This is a genomic window from Streptomyces sp. NPDC021020 (assembly GCF_044333285.1).
GTDB lineage: Bacteria > Actinomycetota > Actinomycetes > Streptomycetales > Streptomycetaceae > Actinacidiphila.
The window spans coordinates 37,835-59,091 of record NZ_JBIRQQ010000007.1; the positions used below are offsets into that span (position 1 = coordinate 37,835).

Below are 21,257 nucleotides of genomic sequence, written 5' to 3' on the forward strand. Positions count from 1 at the left end.
CACACACCCGGAATGCCGCTCCCACGCAGTCACACGACACCACGCCTCACCAACCGACAACCCCGTACGACACACAACAACAAACACAGACACACACCAACCTAACCACCCACACACACCACGCGGTCGACCAACACCACAACCCCACCCAAGGCACGACCGAACACCCCGTCACGCCAAGCAACAACAACCACGACCCACACCACGACACCGATGTGGCTCCAGCTGTGCGGTACGTCGAGGTCACCGGGATAGGACACAGGCTGCCCGGCCAGCACCGCAGGCACCACCAGCAGGGTGCAGAGCGAGGCGGCGCCCGGGCCGAGGTATTCACTGGCGCGTACCTCGGCGACGCGGACCCGCCCCGCCTGGTGGGCGGCCAGCGCGTCCGTCCACATCCGCGCGCGGACCCGGCCCTTCACGGTCGTCGCCGCCATGGGCAGGTCCTCGGTGAGGGGGCCGTCCACCGGCCCGTAGCCGTACGCGTTGCCCAGCATTGACGTACGGTGCGCGTGAACGACGCCCGCCCCCCGAGCGGGTACGCGAGCGAGCCCGGACCAATCGGTCCTGTGACCGAACGTCGCAGTCGGTCGGCACGGCCAACCAGACACTCAGCGAGTCAGTGGAACCACACGACAAGACGTACGTTCTCAGCTCCGTGGACCTCGCTGAGGATCCGCATGACGCCCCAGACCCGGCCCCAGCCTGTGCCGAACCCTGCCGCCGAGGCGCGGGTCCGCGTGCCCGAGGCATCGGTCTCCTCCCAATCTGCGCTGTCCAGCTCGGCCCAGGTCAACCACGTGGCCCCGTACACATCGCGGGAGCCGCCGCACCCGGCGAACTCACCCCTCAGCCCGTCCGAGGCGTCGTCCGGGAAACCACGACCTTCCGCCACAGGACGGAACCCGAAGGAATTCCGGACCCCGAACAGGCACGCCAGACCGTCATAGGCGTTGCCCCTGTTGAGGAGGAAGAGACCGATACCGGCCTCCCACACACAATCCTCGTCCCCGAAGCCCCACAACCGGGCCCCCGACCGGCACTCGATCATTCCGCTCACATCCGTCGACATGGCGAAGATCCTCCCCACGCAGACAAGGAACCAGCACCCCCACCCCCCACACTCGCGAACTCAAAACCGACCCAGCGGCGACCGCGGCCCTCGACATAGATCTACTGCGTCGTGGGCTTCGACGACGACCTGGCCGGCGAAGCCACCCGAGTCGCCAACCGGCTCCACGGCCTGCTGACCCAGATCCACCCGTCGCTGGAACGGGTCCTGGGACCGCGGTTGCAGCACCCGGCCGTCCTGACGATGCTGGAGCGGTTCGGGTCACCGGCACAGATACGCAAGGCGGGACGGCGGCGGCTGGTCACGCTGCTGCGGCCGAAGGCGCCGAGGATGGCCGAGCGGCCGGTCGAGGAGATCTTCGGCGCGTTGGACGAGCAGACCGTGACCGTTCCGGGGACCGAGGCGGCCGCGCTGATCGTCCCGAGCCTGGCCGGATCCCTGACGGCTGTCCTTGACCAGCGCAAGCTGTTGGCCGGGCGGATCGAGGAACTCCTGGAGGATCACCCTCTTTCGAAGGTCCTGACGTCGATGCCGGGAGTCCGCGTCAGGACCGGAGCCCGCATCCTGATCGAGGTCGGCGACGGCAGCACCTTCCCGACCACCGGCCACCTCGCCGCCTACGCCGGCCTCGCCCCGGCGACCCGGAGCTCGGGGTCCTCGATCCGAGGTGAACAACCCTCCAGGAGACGAAACAAGCAGCTCAAACGGGTCTTCTTGCTCTCCGCGTTCGCAGCCCTGGGCGACCCCGCATCGCGGGCCCACTACGACAAGAAGGTCGCCCAGGGCAAGCACCACACCCAGGCCCTGCTCTGCCTCGCCCGACGCCGGGCAGATGTCCTCTTCGCGATGCTCCGCGACGGCACCTTCTACGAACCCCGGCTAGCCTCAGCCGGCTGATCTTCAGCGGCCTCGCCGCACACAGGGCAGTCCCGCTCGTCGACCGAGTCCAACACGACCGGATGACCGCAGAAGTCGCACGGCCGCATGCTCTCGCCCGCCGACTCTCGAACAGGCACGTCATCACTCATGACAGCCACACTGCCACCCGATCACCTTGACCAAAGACATAGGGGCACCCCCCCCGCCACCGCGAACCACCGGAGCCGCTTGCTCCTCGACGCCCACGAACCGCGCATCGAACACGCGCACCACGGCACGGACGGCTTTCTTCTGGCCTCTTCGCAGCCGCGGCCCAGGCAGGCCAGTTGATCGATTTCTCATCCGGCATCCGGGCGCGTGCCGGGGTCCGGGTCGGCCGACTGCTCCGCCAGCACCGCCGTGCACTCCCCCACCCGGGCCCCAGCGCTTCACGGAACATGCACAGCAGGACGGCGGTTGGCGTAACCACACGGGTGGGACGGCCGAGGTCCCCGAAGGCAGCGGCGATCTGGGCCGATGCCGTATTCGCCGGCGCGGTTTTACGGACCGGTGCGGTGGCACATAGACCGCGCCGGCAAGGCGACGGCGGTAGGCACGGCGTCCTCGCCTATCTCCTCCGGGGCAGCGGGCCCGCTGAACCAGCGCTACCGGTTGCGTCGTCGGGGCACGGGCCGTAACGGCGGCGAGACCGGTAAGCCAGTCCTTCACCCGCCCTCGGGGCGGCAGCAGACGCAACGCCGACGTGGCCGCCGCCTCGACGAACTGCAGCCACGCCGGCGTCCCGGGTACGCACCAGCACCAGCACCGGCCCCGGCCGCACCCGGCCACGGCCTGCCCCCTGCCCAACCCGCCGACCCGACCGGCCGCCGCACGCGACCGCGTAAATCCGCCCGTCGACCCCGAGAGCCCCACCGCCCCTCACGAACGCAGAGCCGCACGCATTGCCCCGAGCAGCGCGCGACGGGCATCACGAACCGCCCGCCAGGCCTGGACGTATTCCGTTGAATCCGGGGGGTGGCCGGCGGTCACCGCATCGTAGAAGTCGAGCACCGCGAGGGTGACCCCGCCGGCCATGTCGGCAACTGCTTGAGGGGCCACCAACTCCACCTGCTGCTGCGCGCTGTACACGCCGTGCTCGCCCATGGCCAGGTGCCCCCGGCCGACGCGGTCGGGGGCGGGTCCGGCTCGGGCGAAAGCGTCACGCGCCTGGGTGACGGCTGTCAGGTACAGCGTGAACGCCGCGCGAAGCGCATCACGATCCCGCTCCGACCTCTCACGTCGCCACCGAACCTGATCGGCAGCGAGCGTGCTGACCACGCCGAGGATCGTGCCCACAGCCGTCGCAACAATGGCCGTCCCGTCCATGGCCCCCCAGAACCAGATCCGCTGCCACCACACCCGCACACCCGGGCGGGAGATCCCTCCCGCCCGGGTACGCAGTCGCCGGCCAAGGGCCGTACGCCGAGGGGCTCCCTGCCGACCCCGGCCAACAACGCCACCACACCGGCTCCTACTTCCGCACCCAGCCTGTGGCATCCGGCAGCAAACCGTCCAACGGCCCCCCGGCCAACCCCGCCTAACCCATGACCCGGCACCCGGCTCCGAGCCGAGGACCAACAGGCTCGGTGCCGTCCCATTCGCCGGCCGGTGTCAATGCAACGAGCGTGCCGGCCGGAGGCGGACGGCGGACGGGTGGGCAATGTCAGCCCAGAGGGCGAACATCCGTGGACAAGTGCGGCAAGGGAGGCGGAGTGGCCAGGCAGCGGGTGAGCCAGCAGGAGCAGAACCTGCGAACGTCCGCCCGGGGGTTCGTCGGCCGGGCCGAGAAGCTGACGTTGTTCCGGGAGAACCTGGGGCACAATGCAGAGGACGAGGACTTCCAGCACCTCTACCACGTCCACGGCAACGCCGGCGTGGGCAAGACCTCACTGATCCGGCAGTGGGAGACCACCGCGCAGGCGCGCGAGGCGGCCACGGTCTACCTGGACGACGACGTGCACGACCCCCTCGAGGTGATGGAAGCCGTCAGCATCCAGCTGGCCCGCCGGCGCCCGACGGGCAGGCGTCGGTGACCGGCACCGCGCCGGCCCAGGCCGGGGTGATGGGCCTGGCGATGCTGCCGATCCCCGGCACGGGGGGACGCTGGCCGGAGTGCCGGACTCCCAAGCAGGTCGCCGAGCAGCTGGATTGCGTGCGGACCGGCTCCGTGCGGTGGCCGGCTCCCGGCTGCGCAGCCACGACGACGTCCAGCTGGTCGTCCCGCCGCTGCGGGTGCTGGCCCCGGTCTTTCTCCGGGACCTGGTCGAGGCGGCCGAGCGATGGCCCTGGGTGGTGCTCTTCTTCGACGTGTTCGAACGCACTGAGGAGCTGCTGAACCAGTGGCTTCCCGACGTGCTGGTCGGCAAGGAGTACGGCGCGCTGCCGCTGAACGTGATTGCCGTGCTGTCGGGCCAGGGCCGACTCGCCGCCCGGCGCTGGGGCGAGCACCGCAGCCTGGTCCGAGACGTCCCGCTGGAGGTCTTCACCGAGGACGAGACCCGCGAGCTGCTCGCCGTGCACGGCATCACCGACGAACAGGTCATCGAGGTCGTGATGCAGCTGGCGGGCCAGCCGCCGGTCCTGACCGACCTGCTCACCCAGACCCGGCCGGAGGACCCCACCGCCGTCGAGGACCCCGCCGACACCGCCGTGGACCGCTTCCTGAAGTGGATCACTGGACGTCTCCCCTCGCTGACGCCCGGGCACAACCGGGGCGGCGGCGCTCGCCCCTGGGCTCAGGGGATGTCGCCCTCCGCCAGCCAAACCCACGACCGCGCGAGGGTCCGGTGGCCTCAGGACAAGGGGCCTGGCCAGGCAGGACACTCCGGTCGTACGCGAAGGGGCCGGGGCACCGTCGGGGTACCAGCGGTAGCCGGTCCTGTGCTGCCGCTGCCGGAGCCCGCCGTGGCGTTCGAACGGGCAGCTCGGCTACGGCTGGTACTTCGGCTGGAAGGGCCATATCGGATAGCCCTCGTAACACGTGCCGTCCGGCTGAACGACCGGCGACTGCATCCCGGCGCGATAGACGGCGGTGAAGAGAATGACGGCGGCCACAGGCAGCAGCCACTGGACACACCGCACGGCAGGAACAGGGAGCGCGACAGCCCATAAGGAGAGCTGGGTCAGCAGCATCGCCACTGTCATCGCCGCCCAGACCACCGGCATCGTTCCCATCACGAGTCCGACGCCGTTGGAGGCGGATATCCCGAGCGGGCAGTCGGCCCAGGCCCGCTCGGTCAGCACGGTGCCGATGTACGTGCCCACGGCCGCGAACACCGGCGCGCGAGCCAGGAGTTGCCAGGGCGGGAGAGTCACACGCGGTTGCCGGCCGCTACCGAAGGAACGCGGCGGCCAGAACGGCATGGGCGGCCACGCGGGCGGTGGTGGATAGGCCGGCGGCAGAAGGTCCACAGCGAGAATCACGCACACCCGGCCACACCCGGTTCCACCCCGGGCTGCCGCGGATCGGGGGCGTCAGGCGGCCCGGGTTCCTCGCCCGCGAAGAATCCGCCCGACACCCCCATGCTCCCCACACCCACCCAGACGTGCTCTCTTCCTCCCCGGGGCCACAGGACGGTGCTGCGGGGACCGGTCAGGAAACGGGCTCGGGGCCAGGGAGCCCTACCGAGCGGCGCAGCACTTGGCAGGTGCTCCGCGGGCCGCAGGCCACCGTCGCGTCCGGTGTCAGGGCGCGTTGCGCGCACCGGCTCGGTGGCTCGTGGAAGGGCTCCGCGGCGAAGCGGACCGTGGAGGAGGCCAGCTCCTCACCGGCCTCCTCCACGGTCGCGTTGCCGTGGCCGACCTCGTAGCCGGTCTCCGTGATCGGTTCGAGGAGGTTCTCGCTCAGCCAGCCGTCGGACAGGTCACCGCAGAACTCTCCGGTGCGCTGCCCGCGCACGAAGACCTCGTCGATGCGGCCGATCGCGGCGACCCACAAGGCTTTCGGCTCCTCGTCGAGCCAGGGGCCTTCGTCCAGGAGGAACGTCACAAACGCCGACTCGGGTATCAGCCGGCGCACCACACGGTGCACGGCCCGGGCCGGCTCCTCCCCCTCGGGGCCTGCGGCCTCCACCGCCGCTGCGACCCGCTGCGCGGCGAACAACTGCAACGCTCCGTGGACGGCCTCGCCGTCCGGGAACAACTCCCGCACCTGCTCCGGGCCGACCCCCAACGCCTCCGCCAGCACCTCCACCGTGGCACTGCCACCCTCGACCTCTATCCCGACGGCAGCCACCAGCACAGCCTCGCGCCCCACGGTCATGACAGACATGCTGCCACCCCCCGAGTGGACCCGCCCTCTTCCCGACAACTACGCCGGGCCGGCGCGGCACCACCCCCTATCCGCCACCCGCCAGGATGCGCGTGTGCAGATCCTCGGGACGGCCAGCTGCGTCGGTTTGCCGGCCGTCCCATGGGATGCGGTGCCGCCGATGCCCTGCACCGGCCCGATGCGCAGGAGGTGCTGTACCGGGGCGGCTGTCCGCCCGCCGGGCCTCGGAAGCGGCCGGGCCGAAACGAACCGTGGCCGGAGCCCAAGGGCATCGGCCACGACCGCGATGATCGGGGTCGGCAGCTCCGGCGGGATCGGCGCTGCCCCCGCCGTCGGTGTGGGGGGTCCGCCGTCTAGGGTTCGGTCATGACCTCGCAGAACTACCTCTCCGAACTGTTCTCGCTGGACGGACGGGTCGCCGTGGTGACCGGTGGCAGTTCCGGCATCGGGCGGGCCGTTGCCGGGGCTCTCGCGCGGGCGGGGGCGGGGGTCGTGGTGGTGGCGCGCAGGGAGGCGGAGCTGGGCGCGACGGTCGGGGAACTGGTCGCCGACGGGTGCCGGGCGGCCTGGGTGAGCGGTGACCTGAGCACGCGTGACGGCGTGCGCGCGGCGGCCGAGGAGGCTGCGGAGGCATTCGGCGAACCCGACATCCTCGTCAACTCCGCAGGGGTCAACCTGCGGCCCCCGATGGGGGAGCTGGGCGAGGAGGTGTGGGACACCACGATGGCGGTGAACCTCGAGGCGCCCTACCTGCTGGGGCAGCGGTTCGGGCCCCGTATGGCCGAACGGGGCTTCGGGCGGATCATCCACATCACCTCGCAGCAGGCGCACCGGGCGTTCGTCCAGAGCGGCGCCTACGGTGTCTCCAAAGGGGCGCTGGAATCGCTGGCCCGCTCGCAGGCGGAAGCCTGGTCACCGTACGGCGTCACCTGCAACACCCTTGTCCCGGGGTTCGTCATGACGCCGCTCAACGCACGGTTGTCCTCCGATCCCGAGAGGGTGGCGGCGCTCGCTGCCCGCACCATGGTCGGGCGCAACGGGCTGGCGGAGGATTTCGCGGGCGCGGCGGTGTTCCTGGCGAGCCGCGCTTCCGCCTATGTCACCGGGCAGGCCCTCTTCGTCGACGGCGGATTCTCCGTTCACTGAGCCGAGGACGTGGAGCGGCACCCTGCGGAATTGCCCGCAGACGCCCTACGTCTGCGCGGCGAGGGCCACGACGGCCTCGGTGGTGTGGACCAGGAAGGTCAGCGTCTGGCGGAAGTACAGTTCGATCTCGTGGGCGTCGTGCCCGGTGTAGCCGATCGCGAGGTCCTCTCCCAGGCGCAGTTCGAAGTCGCCGCCGCGGGTGGAGAGCAGGAAGGCGCCCTCGATCGCGGGGGCCCAGACGGGCGGCTCGTCCAGCAGGCGGCCGAGGTGCCGGGCGATGGGGTGGCCGTGGTCGGAGGTCTCGCTCACCGCGGTGTAGGCGTCGGCGCCCAGGACCAGGGCGTAGGGGCCTTCGACTCCGGCCAGGTGCAGGGTCGTGAGGGCCTGGCTCACGGCGTCGGGGTAGGCGCGCGGTTCGGCCGGGAGGGTGGCGACGGGGTGTGAGGTGCGGCGGCGCAGTCCGTCGATGCCCGCGGCGGCGTATCCGTCGAAGACCGCTCCGTCCTCGGCCAGTGCCATGGCGCGCGCGCCGTCCTTGACCGGTTGCCAGTCGGAGTCCTGCGCGCCGCGTGCGACGTCGTCCACCGCGTCGCGGGTGACCGTGAAGGGGACGCGCAGCTCGACCAGGGGCTGCGCCTGGCGCACTCGCGCCCTCACACCCGGCGCGGGGGCGTCGACGGCCGTGAGGTGGCCGGTGCCGACCGCGGCCAGGGCGGGTCCGTCGGGGCCGGTCACGTCCACGACCCGGCGCCCGCCGAGGTTGCGTCGGAAGGTGCGGGCGGCCTCGTCCTCGATCTGGGCCCACGCCGCGGGGGTGATCGGGGCGAGGTCGCGGTGGAGATTGGTCATGCCGGCGGACGTGGACATGTGATCACGCTCCTTTGAGGCTCCCGATGCCCAGGGAGCTTTCGGTTCCGGTGGCCCGCGCGGGCGGGGAAGGCGGATCGTCGAGGAAGTCCGCGGTCGGCACGTAGAAGAGGGAGCCGGTGACCGCCGTGGAGAAGTCGAGGATCCGGTCGTGGAGGTCGCGGGTGCGGGGAAGGTCGCCGAGGAACATGTTGCGCAGCATGTGCTCGGTCACGTCGGGGGTGCGCGCGTAGCCGATGAAGTAGGTGCCGAACTCCCCGTCCCCGATACGGCCGAACGGCATGTTGTCCCGGACGATCTTCTGCTCCTCGCCGTCCGCGCCGGTGACGGTGTTGCGGGCGACGTGGGAGTCGGGCGGCTTGACGTCGTCGGGCAGTTCCCTGTTGTCCAGTTTGGTCCGGCCGATGATCCTCTCCTGCTCCTCGACCGGCAGGGAATTCCAGGCGGCGAGGTCGTGCAGGTATTTCTGCACAATGACGTAGCTGCCGCCCGCGAATTCCGCGTCCTCGTCGCCGATGTACACCGAGTCGGCCGCGAGTGCGCCTTCCGGGTTCTCCGTGCCGTCGACGAATCCGAGCAGGTCACGCTCGTCGAAGGACTTGAAGCCGTGGACCTCGTCGACGACGGCGGCCGCTCCGCGCAGCCCTTCGCCGATCAGCCTGGCCAGTTCGAAGCACAGGTCCATACGGCGGGCCCGTACGTGGAAGAGCAGGTCGCCGGGGGTGGCGGGGGCGAAGTGGCGGGCTCCCGCCAGCGGTACGAACGGGTGCAGGTCGCGCGGGCGCGGTCCGTCGAAGAGGCGGTCCCACGCGACGGAGCCGATACCGGCCACGCAGGTGAGCCCGCCGCCCGGGGACCGGAAGCCCACCGACCGCTTCAGTCCGGACAGGTCCTGGAGCAGCTCGCGGACGACGGCCTCACCGCCCGGCGCGATGGTGCACACGAGGAAGACCGCGGCTTTGGCCGGCGGCGCGAGGACGGTCTGCGGTTCGGCCACGGAATTCGCCCCTCGTCTGTTTCCGCCACTGCTCCCATGGCACCAATGCCGACATATCGCCGCAAGCCGGGAAAAGGCTAACATCCGCCGGTCTCCTTCGCCGGGCGCCGGAGCGTGTCTACCGCCGGGTCGGCCGGTCACCTCCTCGTGCGGACCAGGAGGTAGAGGAAGTAGGGCGCGCCGATCACCGCCGTCATCAGGCCCGCGCCGAGCTGGGCCGGGGCGATCACCGTGCGGCCGGCCAGGTCGGCGGCGCAGACCAGCGTGGCGCCCAGCAGTACCGCGGTCGGGATGACGCGGGCGTGGCTGCGGCCGGTCAGGGCGCGGGCGGCGTGCGGGGCGACCAGGCCGACGAAGCCGATCGTGCCCGCGGCGGCGACGGCGGTGGCGGCCAGCAGCACGCTCGTGGCCAGGAAGGCCAGGCGCGCGGGGGCGAGGCGGACGCCGAGCAGGCGCGGGGTGTCGTCGTCGAGGCTGACGAGGTCCAGGTCGCGGCGGCGGGTGACCGCCACGGCCAGGCCCACGGCGAGGGCGGCGGCGACCGGGAGGGCGTCCGGCGTCGTACGGCCGTAGGTGGAGCCCGACAGCCAGGTCAGGGCCTTCGTCGCGTTGAACGGGTCGGTCAGGACGATGAGCAGGCTGATCACCGCCGTTGCCGCCGTGGACACGCCCACGCCGACCAGGACCAGCCGGTTCTGCCGGAATCCGCCGCGCGCGGCCAGCCCGAAGACGAGCGCGGCGGCGAGGGCGGCGCCGGCGAGGGCCGAGCCCGCCACGCTCCACGCGCCCGCGGTCGGGACCGTCGTGACCAGGGCCACGGCGCCCAGGCCGGCTCCGCCGGAGACGCCGAGGATGCCGGGGTCGGCGAGCGGGTTGCGGGTGACGGCCTGCACGAGCGTGCCGGACAGGGCGAGAGCGGCCCCGGCCAGCAGCGCGGCGAGGACCCTCGGCAGCCGGGTGTCGAGGACGAAGGTGACGACGCGGTCGCCGCGGCCCTGGGCGTAGTTGAGGACGTCGCCGAGCAGCAGCGTGGTGTCGCCGAGCAGGACGGCCGCGAGGACGGTGCCCGCCAGCGCGGCGGTGAGGGCGGCGGTCACGGTGACGAACGCCGCCCGGCTCGGGATACGCAGCCGGTCCGGTGCGGCGGGCGCGCCCGGCTCCCGCGCGCGCAGCGCCATGCCGACGAGGAACACCGCGCCCACGGCGCTCGTCACGAACCCGGTGGGGACGGCCGCCGCGGACTGCGGGCTCACCGTCAGGCGCAGGGCCACGTCCGAGCCGAGGACGAGGGCGGCGCCGGCGAGTCCGGCGACGGGGACGGCCGCCCGCGCGCGCAGCAGGCCCCGGTGGCGGCGGGTCAGGGGGCGCAGGAGCGCCGGTGCGCACAGGCCGACGAAGCCGATCGGGCCGGCCAGGGTGACGGCCGCGCTCGCCAGCAGGGCCGCGAGCGTGACGGCCGTGACGCGCGTGCCCCACACGGGCACGCCGAGCCCGCGCGCGGCGTCGTCGCCGAGTGCCAGCGCGTCGATCCGGCGGGCGATCAGCAGCAGCCCGGCGAGGCCGGCCACGGCGACCGGCAGCATCTGCAGCACGCCGCCGAAGCCGTTCTGGGCGATGCTGCCCTGGCTCCACTGGTAGAGGCCGTTGGTCCGCTCGGGGAAGAGCAGCAGCAGCGCGTCGGTGACCGAGCCCAGCCCGAGGGCCAGGGCGCTGCCCGCCAGGACCAGCCGGACCGTCCCGGAGCCGGGTCCGGACAGCCCCAGCACCACGGCCGCGGCGGCGAGCGCGCCGGCGAACGCCACGCCGGAGGAGGCGAGCAGCGGGACCGAGACCCCGGTGACGGTGAGCACTCCGAGCGCGAGGTACGCGCCGGCGTTCACCGCGAGGGTGTCCGGCGCGGCCAGGACGTTCCGGCTCACGGCCTGCATGGCCGCGCCCGCGGCGCCGAGGGCGGCGCCGACCAGGAGGCCGGCGGCCGCTCTCGGCAGCCGTGAGGCGACGAGCACGGACGCGTCGCCCGGGCGGGCGTGCCCGGTCAGGGCCCTCCACACGTCGGCGGCGCCCACGTGGGAGGTGCCCTGGGTGATGTCGACGGCCGCGAGGGCGGCGATCAGGACCACGAGGGCGGTGACCGCCACGGCCGCCGGGGCGGCCACGGCCGCGCGTCCGGGGGCGGCCGTGACCGGTTGTTCGGTGACGGTCATCGCGTCACTTCGTCAGGGCGGCGACGACCGCGTCGACGTACGCGCCCATCGACAGCGGGCCGCCGAACATCCAGATGCCGTCGGGGAGCCGGTGGACGTGGCCGGCCTTCACGAACGGCTGGGACGTCCAGACCGCGTTCTTGGCGAGGCTGTCGGCGAACGGGTCGTCGCCGTCCACGTCGTTGGCGATGTAGGCGAACTGGGTGTCGCCGAGCCCGGTGACTCCCTCGACGTCGGTGGTGGCCAGGCCGTAGTCCTTGTCGCCTTTGAGCTTCCACGGGCTCTTCAGGCCGAGCCGCTCGTTGACGGCGCCGACGAGGGATCCGCTGGTGTACGCACGCACCGAAACCTGGTTGGAGACGACGTACCCGTCGGCGAAGGCGTACGAGGCGCCGGACTTGCCCGCGGCCTTCAGGGCCGCGGCGCCCGCGGCGAGCTTGGCGTCGAAGGCGGACTCCGCGGCCGCCGCCTGCTGGGTCCGCCCGGTGGCCTGGGCGATCAGGTCGAGGTCGCGGGTCATCAGGCCTATCTGGTCGGAGGCGTCGGCGGACCGGACGACGAGGACGGGGGCGAGCTTGCGCAGCTGCGCCACCGCGGACGAGGTCAGGTCGGTGGTCGCCACGATGAGGTCGGGGGCCAGGGCCGCGATCGTGTCCGTGCTCGGCTCGCCGCGCATGCCGATGTCCTTGGGGGTGCCGGTGAGCGGGGCGGCGGTGTCCCAGGCGCGGTAGCCCTTCACGTCGGCGACGCCGACGGGGGCGACGCCGAGCGCGACGAGGTCCTCGACGGCGTTCCACTCGGTGGCGACCACGCTGGTCGCGGGGTGGTCCAGGGTCACCTTCGTGCCCGTCGCGTCGGTGAGGGTGACCGGGCCTGTCGAGGCTGTGGCGGAGGCGGAGGCGGTGTCCTTGCCGGGCGCGGTGTCCTTGGCGGGGTGCGTGGTTCCGCAGCCGGTGAGGGCCAGGGCGGCCGCGGCGAGGGCGGCGGTGACGGTCGCGGTGGCGTGGGAGTGCTTCATGACGTGCGGTGGAGCCCTTCGGTGCGTGCGTGGTGGCGGCCGACCGCGCGGGTGCGCAGGCGTCCGGTGGAGGGGTCGGTGTCGACGTCGACGCGGATGCCGTAGACGCCGGACAGCCGCTCGGGGGTGAGGACGTCCTCGGGTGTCCCGTCGCGGACGATCCGGCCCTGGTGGAGCAGGGCGACCCGGTCGGCGACGGCGGCGGCCTGGTCGAGGTCGTGCAGGACGACGCCGACGGCGATGCCGTGGTCGTCGGCGAGGTCGCGGACGAGGTCGAGCAGTTCGACCTGGTAGCGCAGGTCGAGGTAGGTGGTGGGTTCGTCGAGGAGGAGGACGCCGGTGTCCTGGGCGAGGCAGCTCGCGAGCCAGACCCGCTGGAGCTGGCCGCCCGAGAGGTGCTCGACGCCGCGTTCGGCGAACGGCTCCACGCCGGTGAGGGCGAGGGCGCGGTCCACCGCGGCGGTGCCGCCGGGGTCGGGGCGGCCCCACCGCCCGCGGTGCGGATAGCGGCCGAACGCGACGACGTCGCGGACGGTGAGCCCGCTCGGCGTCGGCCGGCCCTGCGTCATGAGGGCCACCCGCCGGGCGAACTGGCGCGACGTCAGGTCGAAGCCGTCCACCCCGGCGTCCCCGCCCCCGCCGAGGGAGAGGGTGCCGGTCCGGGCGTGCTGCAGACGGGCCAGGGTGCGCAGGAGCGTCGACTTGCCGCTGCCGTTGGGGCCCACGAGGGCCGTCACCTCGGCGGTCCGCAGCGTGAGCGCGGCGTCGTGGACGACGTCCACACCGTCGTAGGCCACGGTCACACCGCACGCCGCCAGCCCGGGGCCGCCGACGGATGACCTGCCGGAAGCGTCTCGTTCACCAATCACGCGCTTAGGTTAGCCTAACCTCAGTTCCACTGAGTGACCACCCCTGGGGCAATGCCCCGGCTGCCACCCTCCGGAGCTGCGCACACCGGCAGCGGCGGGAAATGGCAGGCCCGTTGTCAGTGGCCAGGAGTAGCGTTTCGACCATGACCGGGGGAATCGCATACGTGCGCGGGGACGCGACCACACCGCTGGGGAAGGGCCCGAAGGTGATCGCCCATGTCTGCAACGGCCTGGGGGGCTGGGGGAAGGGCTTCGTGCTGGCGGTGTCCAGGCGCTGGGCCGAACCCGAGGCGGCCTACCGGCGGTGGCACCGGGAGCGGGCCCGGAACGACTTCGGGCTGGGGGCCGTCCAGATCGTCCAGGTGCAACGGCTGGTGTGGGTGGCCAACATGGTCGGCCAGCACGGGATACGCACCGGCAGCAAGGGCGTGCCCGTGCGCTACGAGGCGATCGGCACCGCCCTCGGCACCCTGGCCGAGCGGGCGCGCGAACTCGGGGCCTCCGTGCACATGCCCCGCATAGGCTGCGGGCTCGCGGGCGGTACGTGGGCGCGGGTGGAGCCGCTGGTCGCGGAGCGGCTGGCCGGAGCGGGCGTGGCCGTCACCGTGTACGACCACGACTGACGGCCTGGCGGTCAGCCGTCCTCGTCCGACGGCTGCATGCCCGACGCCCGGGCGATGCCGTCGACCTCCTCCTCGTCGAGTTTGCGCCGGCGCTGCTGTGCGTCGATGCGGTCGCGCATCGCCCGCAGGCGCTCGGGGTCGGCGGCGACCTCGGGCGGCACCAGGGACATCGCGCCCTTGACGTGCTCGCCGTCGCCGAGTTGGGCGACGACGTGGTCGGCGCGGTCCTCGTGGCCGGGCTGCATGGCGCCGAGCAGGCCCATGAGGTTCAGCATCTCCTGCTGCACCTCGGGGGTGAACAGGTCGCGCTCCTCCTCGGTGGTGAAGTGCAGCCGGGCGGCGCCGCCGCCGTGCTCGGCCCACAACCGGATGACCTCCATGAGCAGGTCGAACTGGGCCTGGGGCATCCGGGCGCGGAGCGCCTCGACGTACAGGTGGTAGCGCAGCCGCACCATCTGCTGCGGATCTTCAGCGTCGGCCATGCCTGCTTCCCCCTCCGGGTGGTCAGACCCGCCAGGAGCGGATCCGGTCGGCCGTGCCGTACCCGTCGGCACGGCCGGCGTCGATGTCTCGGGCGAGGTCGATCATCGCGCCGCGCGGCGGGGCGACGGCCTCGCCCGCGGCGTTCATGTAGGCCACCGCGACGGCGGCGCCGTACAGGGCGTTGCGGGCCGGCAGCGGGCGGAGCCTGACGACGGTGTGCAGAAGGGCGGCGGCGCGCCAGGCGCCGTCGACGGCGGCGCCGACCGCCGGAACGCTCACGCGGTGCCGGGCGACGGCCGCGGCCAGGCCCGAGAAGTCGTGGACCTCGGGCTGCTTGGGCAGGACCTCCGCCTGGCGTTCGAGCAGCCAGCGGACGTCGATGTGCAGCTCCACCTCACGCCGCCCGCGAGGCGTCCGTGGCGGCGGGGGCGTCGCCGGGGAAGGCCGCGTCGAAGTCGGCGGCGTTCTCCGCGACGAACCGGCGGAAGGCGTCGGCCGCGCCGTCGAGGCGGGGGTCGCGGACGGCGTGGTACGCGGCCTCGGTGATGAGCGCGGTCACCGTGGTGCCCTGCGTCTCGGCCCGCTGCTTCAGCTGGGCGTGGAGCTCCTCGGAGACCCGGATCGTCACCTGCTTCGACATGCTTCGACCGTACAGCAGGACGTACAGCAGGGGTGCGGATACGGCACTTCCGGGCGTTCCGGTGTGCTGTTGTCCCGTCAGCACCCGGTGCGGAAGGCGGGTTGGGTCGGGGGTCGGGCGACGGAGGTGCGCCGAGGGCGCGGCGGAACTCGCCCGGGGACGGGCCGGTCGCGGCGATGAGACGTTTGGCCTCCAAGATCCGGCGGTCGCGGATCCATCGGCCGGGGGGCCGCCCCGTGGTGCGTTTGACGGCGGTGTGCAGGTGGCCCGGCGACACGCCGAGCTCGCGGGTGTACTCGGCCGCGGAGCGCGGGCGGCCGCCGGGCCGGGCCGTCAGATCGCGGAAGCGGTCGGCCAGTTCCGCGGTACGGCCGACGCCGGGCCCGGCGGGCCGATCGAGTCGGAGGTGCCCGTCGCGAAGGGCAGCGCCGCGGGGGGGTCGGGGACCTCCAGTTCGTGCGCCTCCTTGGATCCGCCCGCGTCGCCGCCCATCGGCCGTCAGCCCGCCTGCCCGGCCATCACGATGCGCGTGACCTCGACGCGCGACCTGGCGCCCAGCTTGCGGTACGCGCGGGTGAGCGCCGCCTCCACCGTCTTGACGCTCACCACCAGGCCCGCCGCGATCTCCCGGTTGGTCGCGCCCTGGGCGACCCGGGCGACCACGCAGCGCTCGGTGGACGTCAGGCGCTCGGACCAGGCGCAGCCCTCCCCCGGTACGGCGGCGGCGCGGGACCTGTCGCGTTCTGCGCGGGCCACCGCGATCCAGCCGCGGGCACCGGCCCGGGTGAAGATCCGCAGGCTCTCGGCGAAGGCGGCCCGGGCGGCGGTCTCGTCGCCGAGGCCGCGGCGGACCCGGCCGAGCGCCAGCGCGGTGCGGGCCTCCTCCAGCGGGTAGCCGGCCGCGCGCAGCCGCCGCACGGCGTCCTCCAGCAGCCCGGCGGCCGGCAGGAGGTCGCCCCGGGCCTCGCCCACCACCGCGGCGGCCCGGTCCAGCACCGCGACCACGCACGCCCTGCCCAGCCGCTCGGCCTGCGGGCGCGCCCAGGACAGCACGCGCTCGGCCTCCTCCAGCGCGCCGCAGCCGGCGAGCGCCTCCGCCAGGTCGCCGTGCCACCGCCGGGTCGCCGGGTCGCGCTGGCCCTGCGCGGTCTCCAGCTCGCCGGTGCGCCGCAGCAGTCCGGCGGCCGCCTCGTACTCCCCGCCCAGCAGCCGGATGCGGCCCTCCGCGTGCAGGGCCCGCGGCAGGAAGAGCCGGTCGGCGTCGTCCTCGCTGTGCCGCCGGGCCGCCTCGGCGGCGGCGAGCGCCTGGCCCGCGCTGCCCCCCGCGGTCTCGGCGAGCGCCACCGCGTACCAGGCCGGGCCCAGGCTCAGCCCGGCCTGCTCGGCGACCCGCAGGCTCTGCCGGGCCACGCCCAGCGCCTGCCGGCAGCGGCCCCGGTCGATCTCGACCTGCGCGAGCGCGCCCAGGCACTGGCTCAGGCTCTCGGCCGAGCCGCGCTGCCGCTGCGTGAACACCAGGGCGCGCAGCTCCGCGCGCGCCTCGTCCAGCCGGTCGTGCACCACGTGGAAGCGGTGCTTGAGGTAGACCGGCCCGTTGTGGTCGGCCATCACCCGGCCCTCGTACGGGGCGGCGAGCGCCGCACCGAGCGTCGTCTCGGCGGCCGGCATGCCCAGGAACAGCTCCAGGGCCGCCTGCTGGGTCAGCGCCATCAGCTCGGTCCGCCGGTCCCCGGCCCGCCCGGCGAGCCCCGCCGCCCGCACCGCGTGGCCGTGGGCCCGCGCCGCGGAGCCGCCGACCATCCACTCGCGCCAGCTCATCCGGTAGTGCAGCTGGGCCAGCAGCCCCGGGTCGCTCCCCGCGTCGCGCACCGCCTCGGGAAGGACGTCGGCGACCTCGGCCAGGGCCTGCCCGCACGAGTCGACGACGACGATCCAGGCCCGCACCCGCACCGCGGCGTCCCGCGCGTCGGCCAGCACCTCGCGGGCCAGCCGCCGCGCGAACGCGAAATCCCCCGCCGACACCGCGTCCTCCGCGGCCGTCAGGCGGCGGTCGGCGTCGACGGCGCCCTGCCCCGCGGGTGTGCGCTCGGCCGCCAGCCGGCCCAGCCGCGCCGCGGTGCCCGGTGCGCCCCGGCGCCGCGCGGCGCCGGCGGCCTCGGAGAGCCGCGCGGCGACCTCGGCGTCCGGGCCCACCGTCAGCATCGCCAGGTGGTGGGCGCGTTCGACCGGGTCGTCGGTGGCTCCGGCCAGGGCGCGGTGCGCGTCCACCCGCGTCTCGTACCCGGCGTCCGCGCGCAGCACCACCGCGACGAGCGGGTCGGCGAACCGCAGCGCGCCCTGCGCGGGGCGTTCCAGCAGGCCGCGGCGCACGCACAGGTCGATGTGCGCGGAGGCGTCCGCGCAGCCGGCCCGTACCAGCAGCTCGGCGGTGGGGTTCGCCGCGAGGCTCGCGGCCAGCAGCATCCGCCGGGCCTCCCCCGGCAGCGCGTCCAGGCGGGTCCGGACGGGCAGGCGCAGGGCGGCGGGCACGGGCAGCGGGTCGGCGGCGTCGGGTAACTCCCCGCCCGCGCCCTGGACCTGCTCGCCCAGGGCGCGGCTCAGCGCCAGGACCGTCCCCGGGATGCCGCCGCCCGCGGCGTGCAGGCGCGCCACGAGGGGGCGCGGCCAGACGGGCTGGTCGTGGGCGTCGAGCAGTTCGGCGGCCTCGGGCACGGTCAGCGGCGGTACGGCCACGCCGCGGACCGGGCGCGGGCACAGGGCCTCGGCGGCCGGGCCCTCGGCGCCGGGGCCGGCCGTTCCCCGTCCGGCCGCTCCCGGGCCGACCGCTCCCGGGTCGTCGTCCCGCAGCGCCACCAGGACCTCGTGGCCCGCGCCCGTACGGCGCCCGGCGGCGAAGCCCAGGACGTCCGCCGTCGGCTCGTCCAGCCACTGCGCGTCGTCCACCGCCAGCAGCAGCGGGCCCTCCTCGCGCAGCAACCCGAGGACCCTGGTGGCCGCGAACCGCAGCACCAGCCGGTCCCGGCCGCCGCGCAGATCCGCCCCCGGCGGCAGCGGCGCACGCAGCAGCGCCCCTTCGAGCAGGGCCCGTTCGCGTGCCTCCAGCCGGACCAGCAGGTCGTCGCCGACACCGGACAGCAGGTCGATCAGGCCCAGGTAGGGGCTGTGCCGGTCGGCGGGCGAGGGCGAGCAGCGCAGGACCCGGTGGCCGCCGGCCGCCCGCGCGCCGGCGACCCGGTCGAGCAGGGTGGTCCTGCCGATGCCGGCCGGTCCTGTCAGCAGCACGCCGTCTCCGTCGTCGAGGTGGGCCAGGACCGTGCCGACGAGCGTCTCGCGGCCCGCGGGCGGGCGGTGGCGGGGGGCCGGTGCGGCGGGCCGCGTCCTCCCCGGTCCGTGGGCGGGCGCGCGTCCCGGTCCGGTCCGCGGCGTGGCGGCCGGGCCCGCGGCCGGTCCGCCCGTCGGCCCGTCGGCCGCCCCGGCCTCCCGCGGAACCGCCAGCTCGGTCATCGCAAGCCCCCTCCGGGCACGGGTCGTTCACGCGCCCGACGCGGATCGGAATTGGTCTAGCCCTTTGCCGCGTGAATGTAGGGCGGCCGCCCGCGCGGGTCAACCGGGCGAGCGGCCGGGCGGGTCGGCCGGGCGGTCGGCCGGGCCGGCGGTGGGGAGAGCGCCGGCCCGGCCGCGTCGCCGGTGCCCCCGGCTACGGCCCGGGGCACCGGCGGCCCGCCGCCCTCAGCGGCGGCCGGTGCCGTTCCCGGCCGTCAGCAGGCCCCCTGGTCCTGCCAGACCGCCCAGGAGCCCGGGGCGCCGGGCTCGGCTCCGGTCGAATACCACTGGGAGAGCCACTTGTGGCCGCTGTAGGAGACCTGGTCGCCCGGCACGTAGGCGGTCGTGGCGCCCCAGGCCGGGAGGTTGCCGCAGCCGGTGGGCGGGGTTCCGCCGCCGCTGATCGTCCAGGTGAAGGCGGCCGAGCCGGCGGCGCCGGCGGTGTTGGTCGCCGTGACGGTCACGGACGAGGTCACCGCGGTGGTCGGGGTGCCCGAGATCAGGCCGCTGGTGGCGTTGATCGACAGCCCGGCGGGCAGGCCGGTGGCGCTGTACGTCAGTGCGGAGCCGCCCGGGTCGGTCGCGTGGATCTGCAGCGAGACGGCGGTGCCGACGGTGCCGGTCTGGTTGCCGGGGCTGGTGACCGCGGGCGAGCCGGGCTGGCCGCCGCACGTGCCGGGGACCGGATCGGCGCCGGTGACGCTGACCGCCGCCCAGGCCGCGGCGATGGTGTTGTACTCGGCGCAGTGGGCGCCGTAGAGGTCGGCGGCCGCCTTCAGCGAGTCGATACGGGCCTGGTGGTAGTTCTCGGCGCTGTTGGCGTAGGAGGCGAGGGCCTTGTACCAGATCTTGGCGGCCTTGTCGTTGCCGATGCCGGTGACGGTGGAGCCGTTGCACGTGGGGCTGTTGCCGTAGCCGTGGTTGCCGCTGCCGACCGCCGCGAGGAAGAACCAGTGGTTGAGCGGGCCCATGGAGTAGTGCGGGTCGAGGCCGCCGTTCGACGTGCTGTAGCAGTCGGGCGAGCTGCCGTCGAGGGAGGGCTGGTACATCCAGCGCAGCGGCTGCCCGTTGCCGCTGATGTTGATGAGCTCGCCCATGGTGTAGTCGGGGGTGTCCACCGCGTTGTTCGCGTAGAACTCCACCATGGTGCCGAAGATGTCGCTGGTGCCCTCGTTGAGGCCGCCGGTCTCGCCGGTCTCGTCCCAGCCGGTGAGGGCGCCGCTGACGCCGTGGCTCATCTCGTGCCCTGCGACGTCGAGTTCGACCAGCGGGCGGGCGTTGCCCTGGCCGTCGCCGTACGTCATCTCGCTGCCGTCCCAGAAGGCGTTGACGTAGGAGTTGCCGTAGTGGGTGAGGGACGGGACGCCCTGGCCGTTGCCGAAGATGCCGTTGCGGCCCTGGATGTTCTTGTAGTAGTCGAACGTCTCGGCGGCGCCGTAGTGGGCGTCCACGCCCGCCGAGGCGGGGTCGCTGGTGGAGCCGTTGCCGAAGGTGCCCGACGAACTGGTGAAGACGCTGCCGGTGCCGCTGGTGGCGTGGTTGAGGTTGGTGGTGTAGCCGTTGCCGTGCGAGGGGTCCTGCATGACGTAGCCGCTGCCGGACTGGGTGACGTCGACGGAGACCTGCCCGCTGTAGAGCGACCGGCCGTTGACGGCGACGTTCGGGCCCGCGGCGGCCGGGGCCTTGGCGGCGGACGTCGCGCTGGCGGACGTCGCGGCCGGGGCCCGGCCCGGTGCGGCGAAGGTGTCGACCTCGTCGCTGGTGCGGACCACGGCGCCGGAGGCCGCGTCGACCAGGACGTGCAGCCGGCTCGGGGTCTGGTCCGGGCGTACGCCGCTGACCACGGTCTCCCAGACCAGGGTGGCGTCGGCGCCGTCCATCTGCACGGCCAGGTGCGGCGCGGAGACGGTGCTGACGCTGCCGCGGAAGGCCGCCTCGGACACCGCGGCGGCACGCGGGGCGGTGAGCCGGGGCGTCGTGGCGACCGCCCCCGTGGTCCGCGCGGCGGTGGCGAGCGACCGGTACGTCCCGTCCTTCGCCAGGTGGACGACGACGTCGCCGCCGTACGCGGGCAGGCCCTTGTACGTACGGTCGAAGCGGACGTCCGCGGAGCCGTCCTGGTCGACCACCACGTTCCGCGCCGAGAAGGCGTCGCCCGCGGCCCGGTGCGCGGCGGACGCGTGGTCGGTGAGCGCCTGCTGCGCGAGATCGGTGACGCGGCTGCGGACGGCGGCGGACGGATCGGTCGTGAACGGGGCCGCGGTGAAGGCCTCGTGACCGGCCGGCAGCGGTTCCGGGCGGGCCGCCGGGGCGGCGGACGCGACCGCGGGCAGGCCGATCGCCGCGGCGGACACGCAGGCCAGCGCGGCGGCGGAGAGCCGCGCGATTCTTCGTATGCGCATGGGACGGGGGTTCCTTTCACCTCGTGCATGGGGGGACACGCCCCTGGGGTGCGGGGCGGCGAGGAGACATCCGGCGCGGACGGTCCGGCCACGGATCCCGTGGCCGGACCTGCGCCGACGCATGAGTGTGCGGAACGGCCGGGCGCGGGCGGCAGGCACTGGGCGTACGCGTAGGGGTATCCCTATGTGCCCCCGTCGGACGCGG

The 21,257-nt window shown here is 74.0% G+C and carries 19 protein-coding genes and 1 pseudogene; 5 read left to right on the forward strand and 15 right to left on the reverse strand.

Features of this window, described 5'->3' with window-relative positions; all coding sequences use genetic code 11:
- Positions 1 to 101 precede the first annotated feature (101 nt).
- Positions 102 to 497 carry a hypothetical protein gene (locus ACH4SL_RS21550; RefSeq protein WP_398447882.1) on the reverse strand — a complete coding sequence of 132 codons (396 nt, stop codon included), beginning with the start codon at positions 495 to 497 and terminating at the stop codon, positions 102 to 104.
- Positions 498 to 619: 122 nt separating this feature from the next.
- Positions 620 to 1,072, reverse strand: coding sequence for a hypothetical protein (locus ACH4SL_RS21555; RefSeq protein ID WP_398447884.1), 453 nt, complete (start codon positions 1,070 to 1,072; stop codon positions 620 to 622).
- A gap of 108 nt (positions 1,073 to 1,180) precedes the next feature.
- Here ACH4SL_RS21555 and ACH4SL_RS21560 point away from each other — a divergent pair.
- Positions 1,181 to 1,969, forward strand: a pseudogene (locus ACH4SL_RS21560) (transposase); the annotation flags it as partial.
- Between the two features lie 900 nt (positions 1,970 to 2,869).
- Here the strand turns inward: ACH4SL_RS21560 and ACH4SL_RS21565 are convergent.
- Entirely contained in the window at positions 2,870 to 3,316 is a 447-nt protein-coding gene (locus ACH4SL_RS21565; protein ID WP_398447886.1) for a hypothetical protein, read from the reverse strand.
- A gap of 386 nt (positions 3,317 to 3,702) precedes the next feature.
- Between ACH4SL_RS21565 and ACH4SL_RS21570 the strand changes: the two genes are divergently transcribed.
- Positions 3,703 to 4,023 (forward strand): hypothetical protein, encoded by a 321-nt coding sequence (locus tag ACH4SL_RS21570; protein ID WP_398447888.1) that lies wholly within the window; start codon positions 3,703 to 3,705, stop codon positions 4,021 to 4,023.
- A gap of 139 nt (positions 4,024 to 4,162) precedes the next feature.
- Entirely contained in the window at positions 4,163 to 5,101 is a 939-nt protein-coding gene (locus ACH4SL_RS21575; protein ID WP_398447890.1) for a hypothetical protein, read from the forward strand.
- A gap of 481 nt (positions 5,102 to 5,582) precedes the next feature.
- On the opposite strand, the gene ACH4SL_RS21580 is transcribed toward ACH4SL_RS21575, so the two are convergent.
- Entirely contained in the window at positions 5,583 to 6,260 is a 678-nt protein-coding gene (locus tag ACH4SL_RS21580) for a hypothetical protein (RefSeq protein ID WP_398447892.1), read from the reverse strand.
- A gap of 366 nt (positions 6,261 to 6,626) precedes the next feature.
- Between ACH4SL_RS21580 and ACH4SL_RS21585 the strand changes: the two genes are divergently transcribed.
- Complete coding sequence (locus ACH4SL_RS21585; RefSeq protein ID WP_398447894.1) at positions 6,627 to 7,406, forward strand: SDR family NAD(P)-dependent oxidoreductase; 780 nt, start codon at positions 6,627 to 6,629, stop codon at positions 7,404 to 7,406.
- Between the two features lie 45 nt (positions 7,407 to 7,451).
- Here ACH4SL_RS21585 and ACH4SL_RS21590 read toward each other — a convergent pair whose 3' ends face one another.
- The 5 genes from ACH4SL_RS21590 to ACH4SL_RS21610 form a co-directional block, all read right to left on the reverse strand.
- Positions 7,452 to 8,255 (reverse strand): family 1 encapsulin nanocompartment shell protein, encoded by an 804-nt coding sequence (locus ACH4SL_RS21590; protein ID WP_398448739.1) that lies wholly within the window; start codon positions 8,253 to 8,255, stop codon positions 7,452 to 7,454.
- A 22-nt stretch (positions 8,256 to 8,277) separates the two neighbouring features.
- Positions 8,278 to 9,270, reverse strand: coding sequence for a Dyp-type peroxidase (locus ACH4SL_RS21595; protein WP_398447896.1), 993 nt, complete (start codon positions 9,268 to 9,270; stop codon positions 8,278 to 8,280).
- Between the two features lie 137 nt (positions 9,271 to 9,407).
- Positions 9,408 to 11,474: an iron ABC transporter permease gene (locus tag ACH4SL_RS21600; RefSeq protein ID WP_398447898.1), complete on the reverse strand. Its 2,067-nt coding sequence runs from the start codon at positions 11,472 to 11,474 to the stop codon at positions 9,408 to 9,410.
- Between the two features lie 4 nt (positions 11,475 to 11,478).
- Positions 11,479 to 12,492: an iron-siderophore ABC transporter substrate-binding protein gene (locus tag ACH4SL_RS21605; RefSeq protein WP_398447900.1), complete on the reverse strand. Its 1,014-nt coding sequence runs from the start codon at positions 12,490 to 12,492 to the stop codon at positions 11,479 to 11,481.
- Complete coding sequence (locus tag ACH4SL_RS21610) at positions 12,489 to 13,295, reverse strand: ABC transporter ATP-binding protein (RefSeq protein ID WP_398448741.1); 807 nt, start codon at positions 13,293 to 13,295, stop codon at positions 12,489 to 12,491. Before ACH4SL_RS21610 ends, ACH4SL_RS21605 begins: the two co-directional genes overlap by 4 nt.
- A 209-nt stretch (positions 13,296 to 13,504) precedes the next feature.
- Between ACH4SL_RS21610 and ACH4SL_RS21615 the strand changes: the two genes are divergently transcribed.
- Complete coding sequence (locus ACH4SL_RS21615) at positions 13,505 to 13,984, forward strand: macro domain-containing protein (RefSeq protein ID WP_398447902.1); 480 nt, start codon at positions 13,505 to 13,507, stop codon at positions 13,982 to 13,984.
- Positions 13,985 to 13,995: 11 nt separating this feature from the next.
- Here the strand turns inward: ACH4SL_RS21615 and ACH4SL_RS21620 are convergent, their stop codons facing one another.
- From ACH4SL_RS21620 to ACH4SL_RS21645, 6 genes are all read right to left on the reverse strand, one after another.
- Entirely contained in the window at positions 13,996 to 14,466 is a 471-nt protein-coding gene (locus tag ACH4SL_RS21620) for a hypothetical protein (protein WP_398447904.1), read from the reverse strand.
- A 22-nt stretch (positions 14,467 to 14,488) separates the two neighbouring features.
- The gene (locus tag ACH4SL_RS21625) at positions 14,489 to 14,860 is read right to left on the reverse strand and encodes a toxin Doc (RefSeq protein ID WP_398447906.1); all 372 of its coding nucleotides are present in this window, start codon (positions 14,858 to 14,860) and stop codon (positions 14,489 to 14,491) included.
- Between the two features lies 1 nt (position 14,861).
- Positions 14,862 to 15,107, reverse strand: a complete 246-nt coding sequence (locus tag ACH4SL_RS21630) for a toxin-antitoxin system HicB family antitoxin (protein WP_398447908.1) — start codon at positions 15,105 to 15,107, stop codon at positions 14,862 to 14,864.
- A 333-nt stretch (positions 15,108 to 15,440) separates the two neighbouring features.
- Positions 15,441 to 15,599, reverse strand: a complete 159-nt coding sequence (locus ACH4SL_RS21635) for a hypothetical protein (RefSeq protein WP_398447910.1) — start codon at positions 15,597 to 15,599, stop codon at positions 15,441 to 15,443.
- 6 nt (positions 15,600 to 15,605) lie between these two features.
- Entirely contained in the window at positions 15,606 to 18,611 is a 3,006-nt protein-coding gene (locus tag ACH4SL_RS21640) for an AAA family ATPase (RefSeq protein ID WP_398447913.1), read from the reverse strand.
- A gap of 254 nt (positions 18,612 to 18,865) precedes the next feature.
- Positions 18,866 to 21,052: a M4 family metallopeptidase gene (locus tag ACH4SL_RS21645; RefSeq protein ID WP_398447915.1), complete on the reverse strand. Its 2,187-nt coding sequence runs from the start codon at positions 21,050 to 21,052 to the stop codon at positions 18,866 to 18,868.
- Positions 21,053 to 21,257: the final 205 nt, after the last annotated feature.